This window comes from Arthrobacter sp. R3-55 (assembly GCF_054161505.1).
The window spans coordinates 2,658,661-2,679,851 of sequence record NZ_CP096423.1 but is presented as its reverse complement, the minus strand read 5'-3'; the positions used below and the strand labels follow the sequence as shown (position 1 = coordinate 2,679,851).

The window sequence follows — 21,191 nt, the reverse complement described above, 5'->3', positions numbered from 1 at the left end:
TCGATCGACATACTGTCAGACGATCGGCCAATCCTCAAGGGTGCCGAACGAGCCCTTAAAGCTATTGCGCGTGACTAGCCTCACACCTATACTCAAGGAACAGCTCGTTATGATTGTCATACATTCGTTCTTCATACAAACGAGTTGGCGCGTATCCGTCGCCGGCTGATGTCTATGGCTGTCAGCCAACCTATAAGGAGTTCAGAATGGTCAAAGAAGACCACGATTGCGTTTCTCCTCCCGGCAGAGGGAAGAAACTGGCCAAGCGTGCGGGAGGGGCATTTGCCCTGGCCTCGGTCTTGGCGCTTACTGCCTGTGGCGGCGGTAGCGACTTCGGTCCGGCGGGTGGTTCCGGTGCTGCAACGTCTTCAGAGTCAGCACTGTCATCTCTTCCAGCTGATGCACAGACCGCCTACGAGAATGCTGACGCGTTGATCGGAAAGACGCCATACGGTGAGGGGTGGCAGCCCAAGGGGCCGGCACCATGGACGATTGGCTATACAAGTCCGTACGCGGGGAATTCCTGGCAGACAACCGCCATGGACCACCTGATGAACGATGTCGTTCCGCGGTACCAGAAGGCTGGCTTGATCAAAGAGGTGATCGTTGCCCAGTCAGGTGGCGACGACACCGTGCAGAACCAGCAGATCCGGCAGCTCGTTGACCAGGGCGCCGACATTCTGATCGCTTGCTGCTCAGCAAAAACCGCCCTTAACCAGTCAATTGAGTACGCCCATGAGAAGGGTGTGCCTTTCGTTGCATGGAGTGGGCATGTGGATTCGCCTTACGCTGTCAGCGCCGTGACCAACTACCGTCAGGCCGGCAGCGTCTTTGCTAAGTCAGTCTTCGACAAGATCGGCGGCAAGGGCAACGTTCTGGATGTCCAAGGTGTCCCTGGAGCAACGAATGCCATTGACTTCGAGGCCGGGGTTCAGGATGCGCTGAAGGAATATCCTGACATCAAGCTTGTCGGATCGGTGAACGGCATGTGGTCTGCGCCGGTGACTAAGACCGAGGTGCAGAAGTTCCTGGCAACTCACCCGGGCCAACTCGATGGAATTGTCGCCCAGCCTGCCTCCGCCACCGGCGCCTTGCAGGCGCTACAGCAGTCTGGACGTCCAGTGGTGCCAATCAACATTGGTGGAGAGACCGGGGCTGCATGTTATTGGGTGAACAACCCGGAATTCGCTGACACCGGTTACAACATTTGGCCGCCCAAGGGTGAGATGGAACTGGGTATCGAGACCGCAGTTCGAATCCTTCAGCAGCAGGGGCCCAAAATTCAATCCATTGTTCTCAGCGTTTCTCCCATCAGCTATGACGAAGCCAAGGAAGCCCTCGGGCCGAACTGCGACCCCAATGCCGATGGCTGGCTGGAACCCAAAGGTGGCTGGCTCACTGGTACCAAGCTCGACGCTTTCTTCGAAAAGCCAAGTGATCCCTTTGCCTGGAAGAAGCCATAGGAATGGGCTCACCTCGCACGCGGGTCAACTGAACATCGTGAGCGGTCATTACCTAAAAGAACCAACATAAAAGCTGTCAGATGCGCTGACAGCCATCAAAGATGATGGATGGAGAATACGAGAAATGTCTGAGTATGATCTGGTCGTAATTGGTAGCGGTTTTGCCGGGGCCTCGGCCGCCCTGAGCTACTGTGAAAAGGCTGCCGACGAAGGTCGGTCCGGCCGGGTAGCGCTAGTCGAAGTCGGAGCAGAAGACGAACGCTCCGGAGGTTCTCGTTGGACCATGGCATGGCTTCGCGTCTACGAAGACGGTCGGCTCGATGAATCCTGGAAGGACCGCGTACAGGAAACGTCCAAGGGGTTGGCTGACCGGGAATACTGCCTGGCACTCGAGCGCGAAGTCCCCGGGACCATCAAGTACCTGGAAGCCCACGGGGTCGAGCTCTATCAGCACTGGGAAAACGACGTCGCTCTTGAATACGAAACGGACAAGAGCATCAAATGGCCAGTCGGAGGTGGCCTTCAAATCGTCAACAACCTCCTCTCGCATTTCAAGAAGTTCGACAATTCCGAAATCCTCTACGAAACCGAGGCCGTGAAGCTCAGCATTTCGGACGAAGGCCGCGTCGACGGCGTCGTCGTCCGCGGTAAGGACGGGCTGCTGAGGACGCTGAGCTCGAAGGCGGTCGTGATCGCATCGGGCGGCTTCGAAGGCAACCCGGAAATGTTGACACAATACCTTGGTAACAATGCCGTCGACATCAAGCCGATTGTTCCAGGTCTGCACCGCAACAAGGGCGCCGGTATCCGCATGGCCATGGACATCGGGGCCGACACCGCCGGACAGTTCGACATGTTCCACTCGGAGGTAGTCGACTCGCGCACGAGCCGTCCGGACTCCGTAATCTGGGGCCACAACTACGGCATCTGCGTCAACCAACAAGGCAAGCGCTTCTTCGACGAGGGTGAAGACTACCTGTTTGCCCACTTTGAACTGCTGGCCTATGAAGTCTGGAAAAACCAGAACCAGAAGGCCTACTTCATCACGGATAAGCCCGTCATGGAACGCATGCGTCCAGGCTGGGTTTACGAAACGACTGATATGGAGCCCGAGGAAGGCGCGACCCTGGCCGAACTGGCAGGCAAGCTGGGCCTCAGCGCGGAAGCACTCGAAGCCACCGTTCAGGAATTCAACGCCGCTACCGTCGGCGGACCATTCCAACCCGAAATCCTTGACGGCTTGAGCACCCAGGGTATCGTCCCGCCAAAATCCAACTGGGCGAACCGGATCGAATCCGGGCCGTACTATGGCTATCCACTTGAGGCCAGGATCACTTTCACCTTTGGTGGTCTCAAGACGGACACCGAGGCGCGGGTCATCTCCAGCGGGGGAGTGCCGATCCCCGGGCTCTACGCAGCAGGCGAAATCACGGGATTGTTCTACCACGAGTACCCGCCCGCGACATCGTCCATCCGCTCCATGACCTTCGGACGCGTAGCAGGCGCGAACGCAGTGGGCTACCTGAACTCTTTGGAGTCAGGCGACCCCGCCGTTTCGGGACCCTCCACTCCACCCGCCAGCCGGGCCGCCGAAGCAGCAGACAGCCAAGGCTCCGCCGTCCCGCCTGTGCCGCAGTCCGAGGCAGCTTCCAAGGCCGCCGAGGCAGCGGGAAGCAGGAGATAACAACGCCGGTGAAAGGGTGCCGCTCCTGGTGCGCATTCACCGTCGACTCCGTCCAAGGACAGACTAGATAACAGGAACTGGCACGCCTCGAAATCGGGGCGTGCCATTCCCTATTGGAGGAAGAATGAGTCAACAACGTGTCTTCGACATGCCGCGTATCGAACGAGTCATTGAGGGTGTCGGCGCAATTCAGCAAATTCCGGCCGAACTTGAACGGCGAGGACTCCAACGCGTTCTGCTGATAGCGGGCAAATCCATTAGCGCCACCCCGCAATTTGGAGAACTCGTCAGCGCTCTGGGAGCCAAAGCCGTCGGGGTATACAGCAGGGTCGAGGCCCATAACCCAGTCAAGCGACTCGCGGAGCTTGTGGAGATCGCCCAGAACGCAAAAGCCGATGTCGTGATAGGCATAGGCGGAGGCTCCGCTGTTGACGCGGCGAAGCTCACCGCCTTGGGAGTGGGCGAGGGCATCCATTGGGCGCATGACTTCCTGCGCTACAGCATCTCCCACGGGCTGCCGGAGCTACATGGTATCCCGCTTCCTGTAATCGCGGTGCCGACGACCCTATCGGCGGCAGAATGGAACGGTGTTGCTGCCTTCGTTGACGACACGACCAACACGAAAGAACTGACCAGGTACCTCGCGCTAACGCCCAAGATCGTGGTGCTGGATCCGGAGTTGTGTTCTCTAACCCCCAGGAAGCTATGGATCACAACCGGTGTCAGGGCGATCGATCATGCGGTCGAAATAGCCTACGCCACGAATGCACACCCGTTCACTACCGCGCTTTGCACAGCGGCACTCCGCACCCTGGCCGAGGACCTTCCGCTGACTGCCTCGGACCCGCACAATTACGAAGCGGCCCTCCGCTGTCAGCAGGCTGCCTGGATGTCATTGGTGGGAGTGCATAACGTACCAGTCGGGCTATCCCACGCCATTGGCCACCAATTGGGTGCCGCCGGCGTCCCTCACGGCGTTACGTCCTGCATCACCCTGCCGCACGTCATGCGGTTTTACGCTGATGCCACCGCACCTCAGCAGGAAGTTATGGCCACCGCACTTGCCGCAGCCAGAGGAACGACACACGCTTTGTCAGCTCCTGATGAGCTTGAGCTACTCTTTGACCAGCTGGGAGTACCGCGGCAAATCCGCGACTTTGGCTTGAGCCCGGAGGCCTTGGAGAACGTTGTTCGCGCGACGATGGGGGAGGCAGAAGCCGTGATCCGTCAAGCGCCGCGACCGGTGTCGGCCGAGGATGTAAGGGAACTCCTAAAAGAGGCCTATTAAACGGGAGGCAGGCAAAGCTGCGGTGAAGTGGCTCCGCATCACCCAGTTCGTGATCAGCAGTTAGACGGTCGTCTCGACACCCAAAATGTGTGTCGGGACGGCCGTCGCTTTTAACACTGCAGCGCGGGGCGGTTACATCAACTGAGTGACGGATCACGCCTGGATACCCTGAAATTTCCGCAGTTCATGCCGGGGCCAGGACTCATGGTCGGACGGTATACCGTGAGGGGCATTAGCTCGGGGGGTCTGCGCCGCGACACCCAGGTGCTAAGCGGCGGGCCGCACCCCTGTACGCTGCAGGGCAACGTTCGTAAAGCCCCTTGGGAACCACCCGGAGACCGGGGCCCCGGACGAAGCGGCGCGCACAAAGCCCGACCGGGAAAACCCGGCCGGGCCGTGGCATTAACTCGCGAAGTCTAAGTGTGGGTGCCTGTGCTTTTGATTGGTCCAGTCTGCTGTAACCCGTTGCCTACGGGTTTCAGCGCCGGGGCTTAGACGGCCTTGATCTCATCGGCCTCGGCGGATCTAGCAACTTCGTTGAGCGTTTCCTGGACGACGCGCATCGCTGCGAGCCCCGCAGGCGCGCCGCAATAAGCGGTGGCCTGCACGATGGACTCTACGATCTCACTGGGTTTTAGACCGTTCCTTAGGCCTCCGCGGACATGTACGGATAGTTCGTGGTGCTGGTTAAGAGCGACCAGCATACCGATATTGAGAAGGCTACGGCTTCTGCGGTCAAGGCCCGGTCGCGTCCATACGGCGCCCCATACGGTTTCGGTGATGTGGGTCTGCAGGGCTTCACTTTCTGTTCCGGCCGTGCGCTCCAGGGAACCGGAGACGTAGGCATCCCCGAGAACCTCTCTGCGTACGGTGATTCCGGCATGCCATAGTTCGCTTTGTGCGTCTGCTTCGTACTGATTGCTAGTCATTTCGGTCCTTTGGTTTTGGTCGTTACCGGCATGCAGCGCCCGCTTCGAGGTTCCCGGTGCAGGCAGTTCTACTGGATTCCAGGATTTAGATCTGTTGTCTGATGTGGGGATTACGCGCGTAGAAGCCAACCAAGGGCACGATCAGCAGGCCGAGGACAAATTGTTGTGCGTTGTTGTCCAAGCCATAGCCGACCAACAAAGAGGTTAGGGCGATCAAGACGAGTACGCCGATAAGTGTGCTGCCATATCCGCCCCGTCCGCCGAGAAGGGACGTTCCTCCCACCGCAACTGCCGCCACCGTGAGGAATAGGTAAGGGTCTCCCACGCGAACGAATGCTCCCCCGGTGAAGCCCAGCAGCAGAATTCCTGTCGCACCGGAAAAGAGGCCGCTCAGCGCGTAAACGGTGACCCAGCGTCGCGGTTCGGAGATGAGCATGAGTCGTGCGGCAGAGCGGTTTCCGCCTAGGGCGTAGGTACTCCGACCGAACCATGTAGAGCGCATCGTGAAGATTAGGCCGGCGGCAAGAACAAGCCAGATGAGGATGACCGGCGGCACAGGGACCCCGAGCGTTTCCCCGCTCAGTGAGGAAATGTTGGCTAGCCAATCAGGTACCACGCCGCTGGTGCCACCGGCATTGGTTGCGCCAGCACTGGTGAGGACCTGTGTCGCCCCCACCGTGGCGAATCCGACGCCCAAGGTCACGATGAGCGCTTGGTTCTGGAGGTGGAGGCTTATGAGGCCGTTTATCGTGCCGATGACGATGCCGAGCACAAGGGTGATCACGATAGCCAAACCTGCCGGTACGCCTGAGCTGATCATGAAAAGGGTCCCGATGTTGGCCGAGCCAATCAAGTATGGAATGGACAGGTCGAGCCCGCCGAGCAATGCGCAGAGAGTCTGTCCCACCGATGCCAAGCCAAGGAACGCCCCTAATAGCAGCATGGAACGCACATTGGAGCCGGAGAGGAAGCCTTGTACTGTGGCGGCGCCGACGGCGAGTAAGGCGGCCAGCATGATAAGTCCGAATACGACGTTCTTTTGACCGGATGCCTTGGACAGCAATGCTATCCGGGGGGTGCGTGGTTCAGATTCGATGGTCGTCATGATGCCTTTACCTCCTGGCGCTTGCGCCACAGTGATGGGATTATCACGCTGATCAGGAGTGCGGCGACCAGGATCAGGCCGTAGGAGAGCTGCACCACGAAGGAAGCCAGTGACCCCAGTGAGAACGTCGTCAGAGTGAATGAGATAAGCGTGACGGCGATGGCTCCGGGGATCGAGCCCAATACGCCTCCGCGGCCGCCTGCCAGGCTAATGCCTCCTAGTACGAGGGCTGTGATCGCTGCGAGCGTGTACGTCCCACCTTGAGTGGGATTTCCCGACGCTATTTGACCGGTATAGGCCAGGCCACCCGCACCAATCAGCAACCCGGAAATACCGTGGGCGACTACGCGGATCATTGTTACGGGTACTCCGCTGACAAACGCGGTGCGCTGGTTCGACCCGACGAGCCTTAGATTCGTGAACAGTTGGGTCCTGGTGAATGCCCACCAAGCCAAGATTGCCGTGATCAGAACTATCGTCATGGGGGCGAGTATCGACCTGCCGGATCCCCATTCGGCGAGCCATCTTGGAGCTTGTCCGCCAGGCTGTGCCAGGATAACCAGGTTGATCCCGGACAGCGCCAGGAATGCGCTCAGCGTCACGATCACAGGTTCGATGCGTGCGACTGTAATGACAATGGCTTGGGTGACCTGTATCAGCACGCCTATGCCAAGCGCCCATGCGATGACCACGGCGGGAGAGCCTATCTGTTGGTCGAAGAGGACTTTGACGAGCGTGACATTCACGAAGATCATCAGCGGACCTGCTGAGAGGTCAACACCGCTGCCCACCAGTGCGGTGACGGTAATTCCCATCACCACGAGGACTAGAGGCACGGCCGAGACCAGCAGCCCTCCGATCCCGCTGGCGGTGAAAAGGTAGGGCGCGCGTACTGCGCACACGATGAGAAGGACGGCGAGCAAACCCCACGCGGCGAACGCGTAGGCAGACTTGCTTGTGAATCTGCCGAAACGGCCTTGTTGTTTCATTGCTGCTCCACCAGTGCTTTCTCGACGTCGAAGTCTGCTTCAAGGTGCCCGAACATGCCGGCGAGAACGCGGTCGGACGTGATGTTGTCGCCGGTCACCCAGCCAAGCAGGGCGCCGTCCCGGAAAACGGCCACACGGTCGCAGAGCCCGATGAGTTCATCAATCTCTGTGGAGAGATAAATGATGCCGGCTCCTTCGAGGGCCAGATGCTCCAACTGGGCATACAGTTCACGCTTTGTACTGATGTCGACGCCCCGGGCGGGATCGTTGAGGGCCACAACCTTCGGGTGCTGAGCCAGTTCCCGGCCAATGAGGACTTTTTGCTGATTACCGCCGCTGAGGGAAGTGATGGGGTTCGACGAGGCTCCTGCGCGTAGCTTCAGAGTTTTGGCCATGTCATTGAAACGGCTGGAGATCGCGTTCTTGTCGATAACGCCGGCACGACGGTGATGACGGTACAACGGCATTGCGAAATTCTCGAAAATGCTGAGATTTGGAAAAATTCCCTCCTTGCGTCGATCGCCCGAGATGTAGGAGACGTTAGCGGCAACAGCCTCTGCGAGATTGCTGATGGGATGCTCCGCATTGTTCCCGGCAATGACGGTTACGTCACCGCTGATTCCCTGGCGGACTCCCGTGAGAGTCTGGAGGAATTCTGCCTGACCCTGACCATCCAGCCCGGCGAAGCCGACGATCTCGCCGCTATGAAGGGCAAAATCCGAAGGCCGTGCTCCTTGCGTTGCCACGAGCCCGGCGGCTTGCAGGACAACGTCTGGCGTCCCGCCCTTGGATAGCCTGCGTGATTGAGGCGCCAGACCACTCCGTTCCTTGACGCCGGTCATCAGCTCGATAAGGCGTGATTCGGAGATCTCGTTACCTCTGAGGATCCCGACGTCGATTCCGTCGCGAAGAACCGTGGCACTGTCGGCGAAGGTTGTGAGTTCGGCGATGCGGTGAGTAACGATCACCACGCAGACGCCCTCGGAACGGAGTTGCTCCATCTGGGCGTAGAGCCGGGCAGCTCCCGAAAGGTCGAGTGCTGCTGTGGACTCGTCAAAGATCACTACTCGCGGGGACCTCACCAAGGCTCGGGCTATGGTGACCCATTGGCGGTCCGCCAGACTGAGGGTTTCCACCAATGCGGAAGCGTCTACGGGGTGGCCCATGAGTTGCTCAAGCACCTCGGTGGCACGTCTGTGCTGCTCGCTCCTGGACATGCGGGAGCGCCAAACGCCCTGCGACCCTATGAAAACGTTGTCCGAAATACTGGCGCCTTCTGCGACGAGGACTTCCTGGAATACGGTCGCGACGCCTGTCTTGAGTGCTTCGGCGGGACTCGACACGTGGTGACCATGGATGTCCACGGATCCCTCGTCTGGGAGAACGATGCCGGACAGGATTTTTGCCAGCGTGCTTTTCCCGCTGCCGTTCTCACCGACAATCGCGTGGATTTCCCCAGCACGCGCGGAGAAGCTCGCTCCTCGCAGGGCCTGTGTCTCCCCGAAGGACTTCTTCACGTCCTGGATTGCTACTGCTGTCTCGTGATTCTCGGCCACCATTGCTCTCGGCGCCGAATCGAGGTTCAGGTCTTCATTGACCATTACTTTGTCCTTACGGTCGGTATCTGCTCCATCCCCTCCTCGGGAAGGAGTGCAGATCACACCAAAAACTGCTGAGTACGATTGTCCCAATGCATTTTTGTCATACAAAACAGCTCTTTGTTTGAGTATAAGAGCGGGATGGTGTTAGGGCAATAGACTCTATGGGGTGTGAGAAGGTGACCCGGAAGAACGTAAGGCGATGAGGTGTCGGACAATCCGATCGCCAGTCATTATGGCCGCTCGGGCCCTGACCGTAGTACCCTAGGTCAAGGCATGTTCACGACGGGAGGGGAGGCTGTCATGGAGTCACCACTGGGTTTGAGGCTGCAGCGCGACGATATGTCGCTGCGGAAACTGGCCGAAAACACACTGCGGGACGCTATCTTGTACGGCGCCTTCACGCCCGGGCAAAAACTCATAGAACGGGACCTCTGCGACAGGCTCGGTGTTAGTCGTACCCTCCTGAGGGAAGCGCTAAAGCAATTGGAGGCCGAGGGGCTGATAACCAATGTGGTCCACAAGGGCCCGTCAGTTGCGGTGATCACCGAAGAAGACGCCCGTGAAATTTATGAGGCGAGGGGGCTCATCGAAGGGCACCTCGCATATTGCTTCACGCTCAAGGCGTCAGACGCCGAAATCGACAAACTCGCAGCCTCTGTTCGAACTCTCCATGAGTCGGACATTGCGTCCAATCAAATCAACGTACTCCAGGCGAAGAACGGCTTCTATGAAGTTCTCTTGGCTGGGTCCGGAAACCACGTGCTCGCACAGATGCTCCAGCAGCTGAACAATCGTGTAACCATGCTGCGTAGGATGACCCTGTCCTCCCCGGGTCGGTTTGACCAGACGGTGGCCGAGTTGGACGAGATCGTTCAGGCGGTCCGTAGCCGAGATGCTGATGAAGCCAGCAGGCTGTGCCGTGCCCACGTTAGGAATGCCGGTGATATTGCGCTTGCCAGTTTCACCACCACGGATGCCGAAGGTGCGCCCAGCGGGCACTCGGCCGTGGGGGCAAGTTAGTTCTTTCCGGGCACTGTCAGTTCCCGCTTCGCTGCCGTCGGGGAGTAGGGGCCGGTCTTCTCAGTCGCGCACTTCAAAACCCGAATGACCATCCGGAATGTCAATTCCCGGTGCGTTCCGTCGTTGTTGACGCGCCCGCCGACGACAGCAGTACCGCATCCAGCAGTCCCGGGAACCTCGCCTGGAGGTCGTCGTTGCGTAGTTTGCTGATCCGGGATGTTCCCCGGTAGTGCTGTCGAATGACGCCTGCCTCCCGAAGCACGCGGAAGTGGTGCGTCGACGTGGATTTGCTCACGGGCAGCTCAAATGCGATGCATGCCATGTCATCGTGCCCCATGGCCAGGTCCCCGACAATTTTCAGGCGGATGGGATCCGATAGCGCGTGCAGAACTGCCTCGAGTCGAATCTCTTCAGGCTCGGGGTGATCCAATAGGCGCGCCTCGGATGTAGCTATGGCAGAGCGCATGGTGTTCCCTTCGTCGGTCATCATCAAAGGTACGACATGCATCGTAGTTTGACAATGGGCATACTACGAGGGTTATCGTACTTAGGTCGGCTCGTGAACAACGCTGGCCGTCGTCCTCCAGACAGAACCAAGAAGGAGATTTCCTTGAGTAGCCTTTTCGCTCCCCTTAAGCTGCGGGATCTAACAATTCCGAACCGGGTTTGGATGTCTCCGATGTGCATGTACTCGGCGGCTGCCGAGGGCCCGGAAACGGGCGTCCCGACGGATTTCCATTTGACGCACTTGGCCAGTCGTGCGGCAGGCGGTGTCGGCCTGGTCATGGTCGAAGCCACCGGTGTCCGGCCGGACGGGCGCATCAGCCAGTGGGATCTGGGGCTGTGGAATGACGAGCAAGAAGAGTCTTTTGCCCGAATAGCAGCGGCAATCCGTTCTTATGGTTCAGTGCCCGCTATCCAACTGGCCCACGCGGGGAGAAAGGCGTCCGTTGATAAGCCGTGGGTTTCTGACGGTTACTTGGACGAACGCGACGGCGGCTGGACTGCGGTGGGCCCCAGCCCGGAAGCCTTCCAGGGACTGTCTCTGCCAACGGAGCTGTCCGTCGCCGAAATCAAGCAGCTCGTCACCGACTTCGCCGAATCTGCAAAGCGGGCCCTCAAAGCGGGCTTTGAGGTTGTCGAGGTTCACGGTGCTCATGGATACCTGATCCACTCATTCTTGTCTCCGGCGTCCAACAAGCGCACGGATGCCTACGGTGGAAGCTTCGAAAACAGGATGCGTTTTGCGCTTGAGGTGGTTGACGCCGTCAGGGCAGTTTGGCCCCAGGACCTCCCGGTCTTCTTCCGTAGCTCAGCCACCGATTGGCTAAGCGAGAACGACGATGATCCCCGCGAGGGTTGGACCGTTGACGACACCGTCCGTCTGGCCAAAGAACTACAGGCTCACGGGGTCGACTTCCTCGACGTTTCCACTGGTGGAATTGTCCGGGACGCCAAAATTCCGGCCGGCCCAAATTACCAGGTGCCCTTTGCAGCACAGGCACGCGACCAGGCTGGAATTGCTACCGGCGCCGTCGGGCTCATCACCGACGCCCACCAGGCTGAGGACATACTGAAAACCGGACAAGCAGATGCCGTATTCCTCGGCCGCGAGCTGCTCCGCAACCCGTACTGGCCGCAGCAGGCTGCCAGTGAGCTCGGCATCGAACCCCAGTGGCCCGAACAATATGGCTACGCCGTACAACGTCGCAAGAAGTAGGAAGGTCTCTCCATGAATTACTTGCATAACAAGACCATCATTATCACCGGCGCATCATCAGGCATCGGTGCCGCAGCAGCCAAGGCCTTGGCAGCACATGGCGCGAAACTGGTGCTCGCTGCCCGGGACCAGGATCGCCTCGACGCCCTCGTCGGGGAGATTCGTACCTCAGGCGGAACCGCGGCAGCGCGTATCGCCGACGTTACGGATTCTGCAGATATGGAAGCTCTGGCCCAGTATGCCGTCAAGACCTTTGGCGGCGTCGACGTCTTGGTCAACAACGCGGGACTCATGTTGTTCTCCGCGTGGAAGGATTTGGCCGTCAACGACTGGGGCCGGATGATCGATACGAACATCCGGGGGTACCTCAACGGTATCCAGGCTGTCCTGCCCATCATGCTGGAGCGTCAATCAGGCTACATCTTGAACATGGCGTCTGTTGCGGGACATCAGATCGGCGACTCTGCCGGGGTATACAGCGCAACCAAGTTCTTCGTACGAGCCATCACGGAGAGCATGCGCAAGGAACTTGGAGTGCAACACGGTATTCAGGCCAGCACTATCAGCCCCGGAGTCATCGACACCGGGTGGGCCGACAAAGTGGGCGACCCCGCTGGACGCGCAGCAGCCAAAGAGCTCAATGCACTGGCCATTACTCCGGACGCTGTGGCCGACGCCGTGGTTTATGTCCTTAACCAACCAGCAAATACCACAGTCAACGATTTGGTGATCTCCCCAACTCGCCAGAATTGGTGACATCAGACGCACGGGGAAGGGGCCGTTCCTTGGAACGGCCCCTTCCCGGTGCAGTTAGTCGCGCTGGTGACGCGGGGTACCTGTCCGCCCTGACGTGAGCGTTAGGCCCAGCAATGCTGTGGCACCGGTCGCCGACGCCAATAGATTGAGCGCACTCAGAGGACCGGCGAGGTCGTCACCACAAAAAGCCAACGCCAGTAAACCGGATATCACGGCCCCGGTTGCTGCCACAGACAGCGACTCTGCGGCACTGGTACGACGACGGAGAGACGGAACGGACAGGACCACTGAAGCAACACCCGCACCTATCCCCAGGAAAATCATCACCGTCTGCATGGATCAGCCCCATATTCCTGGTCGACTTGAGCGACTTCCATCCGGCTAAAGCTGAATCCCGGTGTATTTGGTTTCTTGGTAGGCCTCGAGGCCTTCGGTTCCACCTTCGCGCCCCAGGCCGGAGGCATTGGTCCCTCCGAAGGGTGCGGACGGGTTGGAGACGAGACCCCGGTTGATCCCGGTCATTCCGGCATCTATGGCGTTTGCGACACGCAGCGCACGGGCGAGGTTCTCCGTGAAGACGTAGGAGGCCAGTCCGTACGGGGTGTTGTTGGCTTCGTGAATGGCTTCGGCTTCATTAGCGAACTCGTATATTGCTGCGACGGGACCGAAGATTTCCTCGGTGCGGATGTCTGCGTTTGTTGGGATGTTAGTCAGGACCGTCGCCGGGTAGTAAGAACCATCGCCCTCGGGAATAGTTCCGCCCGTCAGGCAAACGGCGCCCTTGGCGATGGCGTCGGCAACCAATGCAGCCACTGTCTTTACTTGTTTTGCATCCACAAGCGGACCCAGGTCCGTGTCGGGGTGTGCGCCGTCGCCGAGACGAGCAGCAGCCATCCGCTCGGTGAAGCGGGCGGTGAATTCGGCCGCAATGCCACTTTGCACATAGATGCGGTTGGCGCCGACGCAGGATTGGCCGCCGTTGCGGAGTTTGGCGAGCATGGCGCCTTCGACAGCCTGCTCAAGGTCGGCGTCATCGAACACGATCAGTGGAGCGTTGCCCCCGAGCTCCATGGACGTGTTCATGACGTTCTCGGCTGCTTGGGCCAAGAGCGCACGCCCAACCTGTGTCGATCCGGTAAAGGAGATCTTCCGGACTCGTGAGTCCTTCATGATGGCGGCGATAACGTCGCGGGAATTGGAGGTGGTGATGACGTTGACAACACCGGCAGGGGCGCCTGCTTCTTCGAGAACCCGGGCCAGTAATAGCGAAGTCAGGGGGGTCAGCTCGGCGGGCTTAAGAATCGTTGTACACCCTGCGGCGAGGGCTGGGGCGATCTTCCGTGCGCCCATCGCGAGCGGGAAGTTCCAAGGCGTGATCAGCAGGGACGGTCCCACGGGGCGTTTGGAGACGGCGATCTGGTAGTTGCCTCCGGGTTCGACGCCGAACTGGCCTTCGGTGTGTATCCGACCGGCGGATTCGGCGAACCAGCGGAAAAACCCGGCACCGTAATCGACTTCAGTCTGTGCTTCCGGGAGGGGCTTACCCATTTCCGCGGTGATCAGTGCCGCGAACTCGTCGCGACGAGCCAGGATTCCTTCGTAGGTGCGAAAGAGGATGTCGGCGCGTTCCCGGGCAGGGGTCGCAGCCCAGGCAGACTGTGCGTCGACCGCGGCGTCGACAGCAGACATGCCGTCTTGAACCGTTGCAGAGGGAACTTCCGTGATGGGTTCTCCAGTGGCCGGGTTGGCGACGGTGAGAGTTGCAGCGTTGCTCGAGGCGATCCACGAGCCCCCGATGGGCATAAGCTTCTCCGGAAATCCAAGCGGGGGAGCGGAAGCGGTGGTGGTCATTTCCATTGAAGTTCTCGTGCTTTCAGCAGATGGGCACTGCCGGGCCCGCTCGGGCCCGGCAAGTGATTGATTGTTGGCTACTTTGACTCGGTGAGTTGTGGGGTGAGCCAGTTTTGGAAGCGGTTGCCGTGGGTGACGGGGTCGATGAGGAGGAGTTTGGTGTTGGGTTCGTTGCCGGGTTCGGTGCGGGTGTGGATGAACCAGGGTCCGTCTTCGGTGAGGGTTTGTTTCAGGGCGAGGGACAGTTCTTCGGTGTTCTCAGCCCGGAGGACCTTCAGGTCAACGGATTCGGCGAAGCGTCCGAGGTCGATGGTGACTGCTTGGGTGGGGATGGCGGCGGTGGAGGCGTAGACGCCGTTGTCGAGCAGGATGATGACGAGGTTTTCGGGGGCGAGGTAGCCGGCGGTGATGGCTGAGCCGGGGTTCATCAGGAGGGATCCGTCGCCTTCGATGACGATGGCGCGGGTGACGGGGGTGTTTTTGATGGCTTGGGCGATGCCGGTGCCGACGGAGATGGCCAGGCCCATGGCGTCCAGGAGGTAGAGGTGGTTGGGGCGGTCTTCGACGGAGGCCAGTTCGCGGGAGGTCGCGGCGCAGGTCGCGATGACGGGGACCTCGGCGGTGGTCTCGACAATGGCCCGGAGGGCTTCGATGCGTTTCATGCTTTTGCCTTTGCGTCTTTGGGGTCGAAGAATTCCATCAGGACCACGACGGGTCGGAAGGTCATGCGGGCGTGGTTGCCGGCTTCGGCGACGGTCGCGCCCCAGTCCTGGGCGGTGTTGCGTCGGTCGACTTGGAATACGGGGATGTTGGTGGAGGCCAGCAGGGCGGGGACGGGTGCGGAGATGGTGTGGATCATGGAGTTGTACTCGCCGAGCCCGCCGCGGGTGTTCGCGACGATGAGCAGGGGCAGGTGGTAGGACACGGCGAAGGTGGTGAGTGCGGTAAGGGCGTTGCCGAAGCCGTTGTCCTGCATGATGATGACCCCGAATTTCCCGGCGAACGGGTAGGCGCCGACGACGCCGATGGCTTCTTCTTCGCGGGAGACGGGGTAGACCAGTGGCAGGTCGCCGTTGGTTTGGGCGGTGAGGACGCCGTTGATGATCGGGGCAATGCTGGCGGAGGGGACGTACGCGACGCCGTCGGGGGCCAGGCGCACGATCGCGTCCACCACTTCGGTGTGGCGGTCCTGGGTGATGGTGGTAGTCATGGGTGGTCAGGCTCCCTTGGGGTGTGGTGTGGTCAGGGTCTGGACGATGCGTCGCAGGCCTTCGGTGAGGTCATCGATGTGGCAGGCGTAAGAGATCCGGATGGAGTGGGTTCCACCGTCGGGGTCGAACGCGGTCCCCGGGACAACGGCGACGCGTTGTTCATCGAGGAGTCGTAGTGCCAGTTGTTCGGCTGGTTCGGCGGTCTCGGGTGTGTAGGTGAGGTAGAAGTAGAAGGCGCCGTCGGGTTGGCTTACCGTGACGCCGGGAATGCCGGTGAGGATCTTGAGGCCGGCTTTGCGTCGTTCCTGGAATTGGATGCGCATCGTTTCCGCTTCGGGGCCCGCGTGGCGGAGGGCTGCTGCGGCGCCGGGTTGGAGGAAGGTGGGGGCGCAGACGGTGGTGTATTGGCGGACTCTTAGTGCCGGTGTGATGAGTTCTTTGGGGCCGGCGAGCCAGCCGAGGCGCCATCCGTCCATGGCGAAGGCTTTCGCAAAGCCGCCGATGACCAAGGTCCGTTCGCGGAGGTTCCCTACGGCGGCCGGGGACTGGTGGCGGATCTCGTCGTAGACGAGGTCGGCGTAGATTTCATCGGACATCAGCAGCGCGTCGGTCGGTTCCAGGACGTTGGCGAGTTTTTCGATTTCCTCGGCCGTTGCGACACCGCCAGTGGGGTTGTTCGGGGTGCAGAGGATGACCATGCGTGTCGCGGGGGTGATTGCGGCGGCGATCGCGTCGATATCGAGGCGGTAATCATTGTCCGCGTCGAGCCGGACAGGGACGGGGGTGGCACCGGCCAGGCGGATGCATGACTCGTAGTGCGCCCAGGCCGGGACGGGGAAGATCACTTCATCGCCGGGGCCGCAGAAAGCCATTAATGCCAGGAACACCGCTTCGTTCGCGCCGATCGTGACGAGTACTTCAGTACCCGGGTCATAGATGGTCCCGCGGCGCTCTTGCAGATACCCGCTGATCGCCTCGCGAAGATCAATCGTTCCCGCGTTCGGGCCGTAATGAACCTCTCCGCGGTCCAGCGACGCAGCCGCAGCGTCCTTGGCTACCTGCGGGGTATCAAAATCCGGGCGCCCGATCTCGAAGTGATACACCTTCTCACCGGCAGCTTCCAACGCCGCCGCCTTATCAAAAATCGCTCGGATCGGGGACGGACCAATATCCCGCAACCGATCAGCAAACCGTCCAAACCGTGTAGTGGTAGCGGTACTCATAGGGATACTCCAATTTCAGGGGGATGCAGGTGGTGGATTGAGCCTGCATCGAAAGCAGACGGTCTTTCTTGGATGCAGCATCCCGCGATCCGGACAGGTTCCGGATGGAGTGCTGCGATAGTGTGGTAGGAGTGACCAGCAAGCCTCCAACTGCAAGAATGTTAACATTATGAAATCTGACACCACAGCAAATGTCAAGAACGGAACCCTTCGCGCACCCCTGAAACGTCGCGGAATGGCCCAGGATGTCGCGGACCGGATCCGTGACGCAATTCTGGCCGGGGAAATACCTCCGGGGGAGCGGATTAATGAAGTGGAGATGGCTGCGTCCCTATCCGTCAGTCGCGGACCAGTGCGGGATGCCATCGTTTTGCTGCGGCAGGAGGGCCTGCTTCAAGGCGACTGGCACCGGGGGTCGCGGGTTACCGTCTTTACGCACAAAGATCTTGAAGAGATCTACTCGCTCCGGTACTCGATAGAGTTGCTCGCCGTTCAGCGGCTGATTGCACACCGCACCGGGAAGGATTTGGACCTGCTTCAAGTGCGTGCCGAGGACATTGAGCGTGCGGCCGCCCTGGGGGATAGGGGTGACATGCTCCAGTCGGACATTGCCTTTCATGATGCGATCTACGCCTGTGCCGGTCATGAGAGGTTGGAGCAGGTTTGGTTGGGCCTGCGTTCGCAGATCGCTTTGCTTCTCCTTAATCGACAGCAAGGCCATGATGATTACAGGGCCCGCATTGGCCCAGAGCATTGGGAAATGTTCCGCGTCATCCGCGACCAGGATGGTGCGAAGGCTGAAGAGCTGGTGCGTGAGCACATCGAGACTGCGTTCGAAAGAATCAAAGCCGACCTCGACAGCAAGGAACGCCTCCAAGGTGCGGGCTAGTCACACGTCCTTCTGAAAGTTCGCCAGCGGACGAAGCCCGGTGCCGGCCTCGTCCGCGTCCGGAGCTTCCCCGGCGACTTGCCCTCTCCTGTTCTTTCCCGTACAAATGTTAACATTCTTACGTTCGTAACTTAGGTCACATGGGAGCCCAGGTGAGAAACCTGCTCCTCCCACCACGACCGTCGAGACGAAATATCCCCGAACGAATGGCGAACATGGAACTGCAAAAGTTTGTTGACAGCACTTCTGAGGCTGCTGGCGACGAGAGGAAGGCGATGATCTCCATCAGGGGGGTCAACAAGCATTTCGGACCTCTGCACGTGCTCCGTGATGTCAATCTTGAGGTTGCCCAGGGCCAGGTTGTGGTTGTCTTGGGTCCCTCTGGCTCGGGAAAATCGACCCTCTGCCGAACTATCAACAGGTTGGAGACCGTCGAATCCGGCACGGTCGCCGTCGACGGCAAGCCTCTCCCCAAGGAAGGCAAGGCGTTGACGCGCTACAGGGCCGACGTCGGAATGGTCTTTCAGTCATTCAACCTCTTTGCCCACAAAACCATTCTCGAAAACGTCATGCTTGCGCCACTCAAGGTTCGACGAATCGGAAAGGCTGAGGCTCAAACGCGGGCAATGGCCCTGCTCGAGAGGGTAGGTATAGCAAATCAGGCGCATAAGCTCCCCGCCCAGCTTTCGGGTGGACAGCAGCAGCGTGTTGCCATTGCCCGGGCGTTGGCCATGGAGCCGAAGGTGATGCTTTTCGACGAACCTACCTCGGCTCTTGACCCGGAAATGGTCACCGAAGTACTGGATGTCATGACGTCGCTGGCACAAGGAGGCATGACGATGCTCGTAGTCACGCACGAGATGGGCTTCGCTCGACGCGCCGCCGACCGGGTGGTGTTCATGGCCGATGGTCAGATCCTCGAGGACACAACCCCTGACCGGTTTTTTGACAACCCAACCACCGAGCGGGCCAAAGAGTTCCTCGGCAAGATCCTCAGCCACTGACAAGCCACCCCAATCTAGAAAGCAGCACATCGTGAAGCTCAAGTTCCTGGCCATTCCGGCCGCAGCGCTGTTCCTTGCCAGCTCGATCGCCGGTTGCTCCGGTGCATCCGACAAAGCGAAAACAGTTGAAGCAAGCGCTCAATCGGGCCACCTCACCATCGGCATTTCCTTTGATCGCCCAGGCCTTGGAATCAAGACTCCGGACGGATCATTCAGGGGTTTCGATGTTGACGTTGCCAAGTATGTCGCCAAGAAACTTGGCGTCGAGGAGTCTTCCATCACCTGGAAGGAAGCGACTCCGGCGCAGCGAGAGAGCCTGATCCAGAACGGGCAGGTGGATTATGTGGTGAATACCTACAGCATCAACGATGCCCGAAAGGAGAAGGTCGCCTTCGCGGGGCCTTACTTCCTGGCTGGCCAGTCGCTCCTGGTTCGTTCTGACTCCACAGACATCACGGGCCCGGAGTCCCTGAATGGGGGCAAAAAGTTGTGCTCGGTGACCGGTTCCACACCAGCACAGAACATCAAGAAGAACTACAGCAAGGACGCGCAGCTTCAGGAGTACGACACCCCTTCCGCATGCGTTGAAGCCCTGAAGAGCGGCGCCGTTGACGCAATGACCACGGATGATATTCAACTTGCCGGTTACGCAGCTGCCAATCAGGGAAAACTGAAGCTTGTAGGCAGTACCTTCAGCAAGGAGAACTACGGCATTGGTCTGAAGAAAGATGACACCGCGGGCCGTGCCAAGATCAACGACGCCATTCAGTCCATGATCGACGACGGATCGTGGGCCAAAGCGTTTGAGAGCAACGTTGGACCGTCCGGTTATGCATTGCCCGCCACGCCAGTGGTAGACCGCTACTAGTCGGGGCAGCCAGACAAGAGACTGGATATTTAACATGAACATCCTCAACGAATACGGGGATCAGATCCTGGCGGCCTTCCTGATCACCGTGCAACTCACGGCGCTGTCGGCACTGGGCTCGTTGGTATTGGGCACTGTACTGACTGCCATGCGGGTTTCACCCATTTGGGCGATGCGGACGCTTGCTACCGGGTACGTGAACATTGTCCGGAATACCCCTTTGACCCTTGTGGTGCTTTTCGCATCGTTCGGATTGGCGCAGCAACTCGGCATCACCTTGGCAGATCCAAAGTCCCCCACATCCATCACGGACAGTTCGTTCCGGCTGGCTGTCCTGGCCTTCAGCCTGTACACGTCGACGTTCGTATCCGAAGCGCTAAGGGCCGGTATTAATACGGTCCCTCCCGGCCAGTCGGAAGCGGCCCGGTCGTTGGGCCTGAACTTTATGCAGGGATTGGGCCACATCGTCCTGCCGCAGGCTTTCCGGGCGGTCATTGCGCCTTTGGGCAGCATCCTCATTGCGTTGACCAAAAACACAACGGTTGCTTCCGTCATAGGCGTGGCTGAAGCCGCCCTTTTGATGAAGGAAATGATCGAGAATACCTCCGCCCTCATCGTCGTTGGGCTGATCTTCGGGGCCGGCTTCATGTGTCTGACTCTTCCGACCGGCGCGGCTTTCGGATACCTAAGCAGGAAGTTTGAGGTCAAGCGTTGAGCAGCACTCGAGCACCCATCAACAATTTGTATGACGTCCCCGGGCCCAAAGGCCAAATTCTGAACGTCGTCATCAGCGCTTTGTGCGTCGTTGGGCTGGCAGCGGCCGGATGGTTCGTGATGTCAGCCCTGGCAGACAAAGGGCAGCTGGCGCCTGAGAAGTGGCAGCCATTTCTCACGCCGGAAATGTGGCAGACGTACCTTCTGCCCGGGATTGTGGGAACGCTTCAGGCTGCGGTGTTTGCCATCATCCTGGCCATAATCCTGGGTATCCTGCTCGGCGTCGGGCGTCTCTCCGACAATCGGTTCGTTCGCTACGGGTGCGCCGCCGTGGTGGAGTTCTTCCGGGCAATTCCCCTGCTGATTCTGATGATTTTCTGCTTTCAGCTCTTCGCCGACTACGACCTGTTCCCGTCAACCGATCTTGCCGTTGCGGCGGTAGTTACCGGCCTTGCCCTGAGCAACGGGGCCGTGATTGCAGAGATTGTGCGCGCAGGAATCAAAGCCATTCCGAGAGGCCAGGGGGAAGCTGCTGTGGCTCTTGGCCTGGGCACTGGACAAACACTCCGTATGATTCTCCTGCCCCAGGCGATCACGGCAATGCTCCCGGCAATCGTCGCTCAATTGGTTGTAGCGCTGAAGGACACTGCGCTTGGTTACCAAATCACCTACGTGGAAGCAGTGCGGCAAGGAATCCAGGCCGGCTCTGCGTATTCGAATTACATCCCGGCGCTGGTAGTGATCGCGCTTGTGATGATTGTGATCAATCTGGGGCTATCGCGACTGGCGACGTACATTGAGCTTCGACTCCGAAGCGGCCGCAAGGTCCCTGCCGCGTCAAAGGTTGGCGACGTCCTGGTTCCCCAGATCTAGATG

At 59.6% G+C, this 21,191-nt stretch carries 21 protein-coding genes; 11 read left to right on the top strand and 10 right to left on the bottom strand.

Translation table 11 applies throughout. The annotated features are described in order from the left end of the window. Window positions 1-113 precede the first annotated feature (113 nt). From M1D51_RS12395 to M1D51_RS12385, 3 genes are all read left to right on the top strand, one after another. Window positions 114-1,463, top strand: a complete 1,350-nt coding sequence (locus M1D51_RS12395; RefSeq protein WP_458106706.1) for an ABC transporter substrate-binding protein — start codon at window positions 114-116, stop codon at window positions 1,461-1,463. Between the two features lie 124 nt (window positions 1,464-1,587). Further along, entirely contained in the window at window positions 1,588-3,147 is a 1,560-nt protein-coding gene (locus M1D51_RS12390) for an FAD-binding protein (protein WP_458106705.1), read from the top strand. Between the two features lie 124 nt (window positions 3,148-3,271). Next, window positions 3,272-4,435 (top strand): iron-containing alcohol dehydrogenase, encoded by a 1,164-nt coding sequence (locus tag M1D51_RS12385; RefSeq protein ID WP_458106704.1) that lies wholly within the window; start codon window positions 3,272-3,274, stop codon window positions 4,433-4,435. A gap of 491 nt (window positions 4,436-4,926) precedes the next feature. On the opposite strand, the gene M1D51_RS12380 is transcribed toward M1D51_RS12385, so the two are convergent. The 4 genes from M1D51_RS12380 to M1D51_RS12365 form a co-directional block, all read right to left on the bottom strand. Beyond that, a complete protein-coding gene (locus tag M1D51_RS12380) occupies window positions 4,927-5,364 on the bottom strand; it encodes a carboxymuconolactone decarboxylase family protein (RefSeq protein WP_458106703.1) in 438 nt (145 codons plus the stop codon). A gap of 85 nt (window positions 5,365-5,449) precedes the next feature. Beyond that, window positions 5,450-6,469, bottom strand: coding sequence for an ABC transporter permease (locus M1D51_RS12375; RefSeq protein WP_458106702.1), 1,020 nt, complete (start codon window positions 6,467-6,469; stop codon window positions 5,450-5,452). Next, the gene (locus M1D51_RS12370) at window positions 6,466-7,458 is read right to left on the bottom strand and encodes an ABC transporter permease (RefSeq protein WP_458106701.1); all 993 of its coding nucleotides are present in this window, start codon (window positions 7,456-7,458) and stop codon (window positions 6,466-6,468) included. Before M1D51_RS12370 ends, M1D51_RS12375 begins: the two co-directional genes overlap by 4 nt. Continuing rightward, window positions 7,455-9,059 (bottom strand): sugar ABC transporter ATP-binding protein, encoded by a 1,605-nt coding sequence (locus tag M1D51_RS12365; RefSeq protein WP_458106700.1) that lies wholly within the window; start codon window positions 9,057-9,059, stop codon window positions 7,455-7,457. The genes M1D51_RS12370 and M1D51_RS12365 overlap by 4 nt, the downstream gene beginning before the upstream one ends. A gap of 300 nt (window positions 9,060-9,359) precedes the next feature. Here M1D51_RS12365 and M1D51_RS12360 point away from each other — a divergent pair, with 300 nt between their 5' ends. Continuing rightward, window positions 9,360-10,079 (top strand): GntR family transcriptional regulator, encoded by a 720-nt coding sequence (locus M1D51_RS12360; RefSeq protein WP_429329642.1) that lies wholly within the window; start codon window positions 9,360-9,362, stop codon window positions 10,077-10,079. A gap of 100 nt (window positions 10,080-10,179) precedes the next feature. Here the strand turns inward: M1D51_RS12360 and M1D51_RS12355 are convergent, their stop codons facing one another. Further along, window positions 10,180-10,545 carry an ArsR/SmtB family transcription factor gene (locus M1D51_RS12355; protein WP_458106699.1) on the bottom strand — a complete coding sequence of 122 codons (366 nt, stop codon included), beginning with the start codon at window positions 10,543-10,545 and terminating at the stop codon, window positions 10,180-10,182. Between the two features lie 204 nt (window positions 10,546-10,749). On the opposite strand from M1D51_RS12355, the gene M1D51_RS12350 reads away from it, so the two are divergent. Together M1D51_RS12350 and M1D51_RS12345 are read left to right on the top strand one after the other, a co-directional pair. Next, the gene (locus M1D51_RS12350) at window positions 10,750-11,799 is read left to right on the top strand and encodes an NADH:flavin oxidoreductase/NADH oxidase (RefSeq protein ID WP_458109584.1); all 1,050 of its coding nucleotides are present in this window, start codon (window positions 10,750-10,752) and stop codon (window positions 11,797-11,799) included. Between the two features lie 12 nt (window positions 11,800-11,811). Beyond that, window positions 11,812-12,555, top strand: coding sequence for an SDR family oxidoreductase (locus M1D51_RS12345; RefSeq protein WP_458106698.1), 744 nt, complete (start codon window positions 11,812-11,814; stop codon window positions 12,553-12,555). A 54-nt stretch (window positions 12,556-12,609) separates the two neighbouring features. Here the strand turns inward: M1D51_RS12345 and M1D51_RS12340 are convergent, their stop codons facing one another. From M1D51_RS12340 to M1D51_RS12320, 5 genes are all read right to left on the bottom strand, one after another. Further along, on the bottom strand, window positions 12,610-12,891 hold the full coding sequence (locus M1D51_RS12340) for a hypothetical protein (RefSeq protein WP_458106697.1): 282 nt from the start codon (window positions 12,889-12,891) through the stop codon (window positions 12,610-12,612). A 45-nt stretch (window positions 12,892-12,936) separates the two neighbouring features. Beyond that, window positions 12,937-14,406, bottom strand: a complete 1,470-nt coding sequence (locus M1D51_RS12335; RefSeq protein ID WP_458106696.1) for an NAD-dependent succinate-semialdehyde dehydrogenase — start codon at window positions 14,404-14,406, stop codon at window positions 12,937-12,939. A 77-nt stretch (window positions 14,407-14,483) separates the two neighbouring features. After that, window positions 14,484-15,068 (bottom strand): thiamine pyrophosphate-dependent enzyme, encoded by a 585-nt coding sequence (locus M1D51_RS12330; RefSeq protein WP_458106695.1) that lies wholly within the window; start codon window positions 15,066-15,068, stop codon window positions 14,484-14,486. Continuing rightward, window positions 15,065-15,616, bottom strand: coding sequence for a thiamine pyrophosphate-binding protein (locus M1D51_RS12325; RefSeq protein ID WP_458106694.1), 552 nt, complete (start codon window positions 15,614-15,616; stop codon window positions 15,065-15,067). Before M1D51_RS12325 ends, M1D51_RS12330 begins: the two co-directional genes overlap by 4 nt. Window positions 15,617-15,622: 6 nt before the next feature. Continuing rightward, the gene (locus M1D51_RS12320; protein ID WP_458106693.1) at window positions 15,623-16,840 is read right to left on the bottom strand and encodes a pyridoxal phosphate-dependent aminotransferase; all 1,218 of its coding nucleotides are present in this window, start codon (window positions 16,838-16,840) and stop codon (window positions 15,623-15,625) included. A gap of 169 nt (window positions 16,841-17,009) precedes the next feature. Between M1D51_RS12320 and M1D51_RS12315 the strand changes: the two genes are divergently transcribed. From M1D51_RS12315 to M1D51_RS12295, 5 genes are all read left to right on the top strand, one after another. Then, a complete protein-coding gene (locus M1D51_RS12315; RefSeq protein ID WP_082499822.1) occupies window positions 17,010-17,729 on the top strand; it encodes a GntR family transcriptional regulator in 720 nt (239 codons plus the stop codon). A 275-nt stretch (window positions 17,730-18,004) separates the two neighbouring features. Continuing rightward, window positions 18,005-18,733: an amino acid ABC transporter ATP-binding protein gene (locus M1D51_RS12310; protein ID WP_039241428.1), complete on the top strand. Its 729-nt coding sequence runs from the start codon at window positions 18,005-18,007 to the stop codon at window positions 18,731-18,733. 28 nt (window positions 18,734-18,761) lie between these two features. Further along, a complete protein-coding gene (locus M1D51_RS12305; protein ID WP_431120205.1) occupies window positions 18,762-19,601 on the top strand; it encodes a glutamate ABC transporter substrate-binding protein in 840 nt (279 codons plus the stop codon). Between the two features lie 34 nt (window positions 19,602-19,635). After that, a complete protein-coding gene (locus M1D51_RS12300; RefSeq protein WP_458106692.1) occupies window positions 19,636-20,316 on the top strand; it encodes an amino acid ABC transporter permease in 681 nt (226 codons plus the stop codon). Next, window positions 20,313-21,188, top strand: a complete 876-nt coding sequence (locus tag M1D51_RS12295) for an amino acid ABC transporter permease (protein WP_429329651.1) — start codon at window positions 20,313-20,315, stop codon at window positions 21,186-21,188. Before M1D51_RS12300 ends, M1D51_RS12295 begins: the two co-directional genes overlap by 4 nt. Window positions 21,189-21,191: the final 3 nt, after the last annotated feature.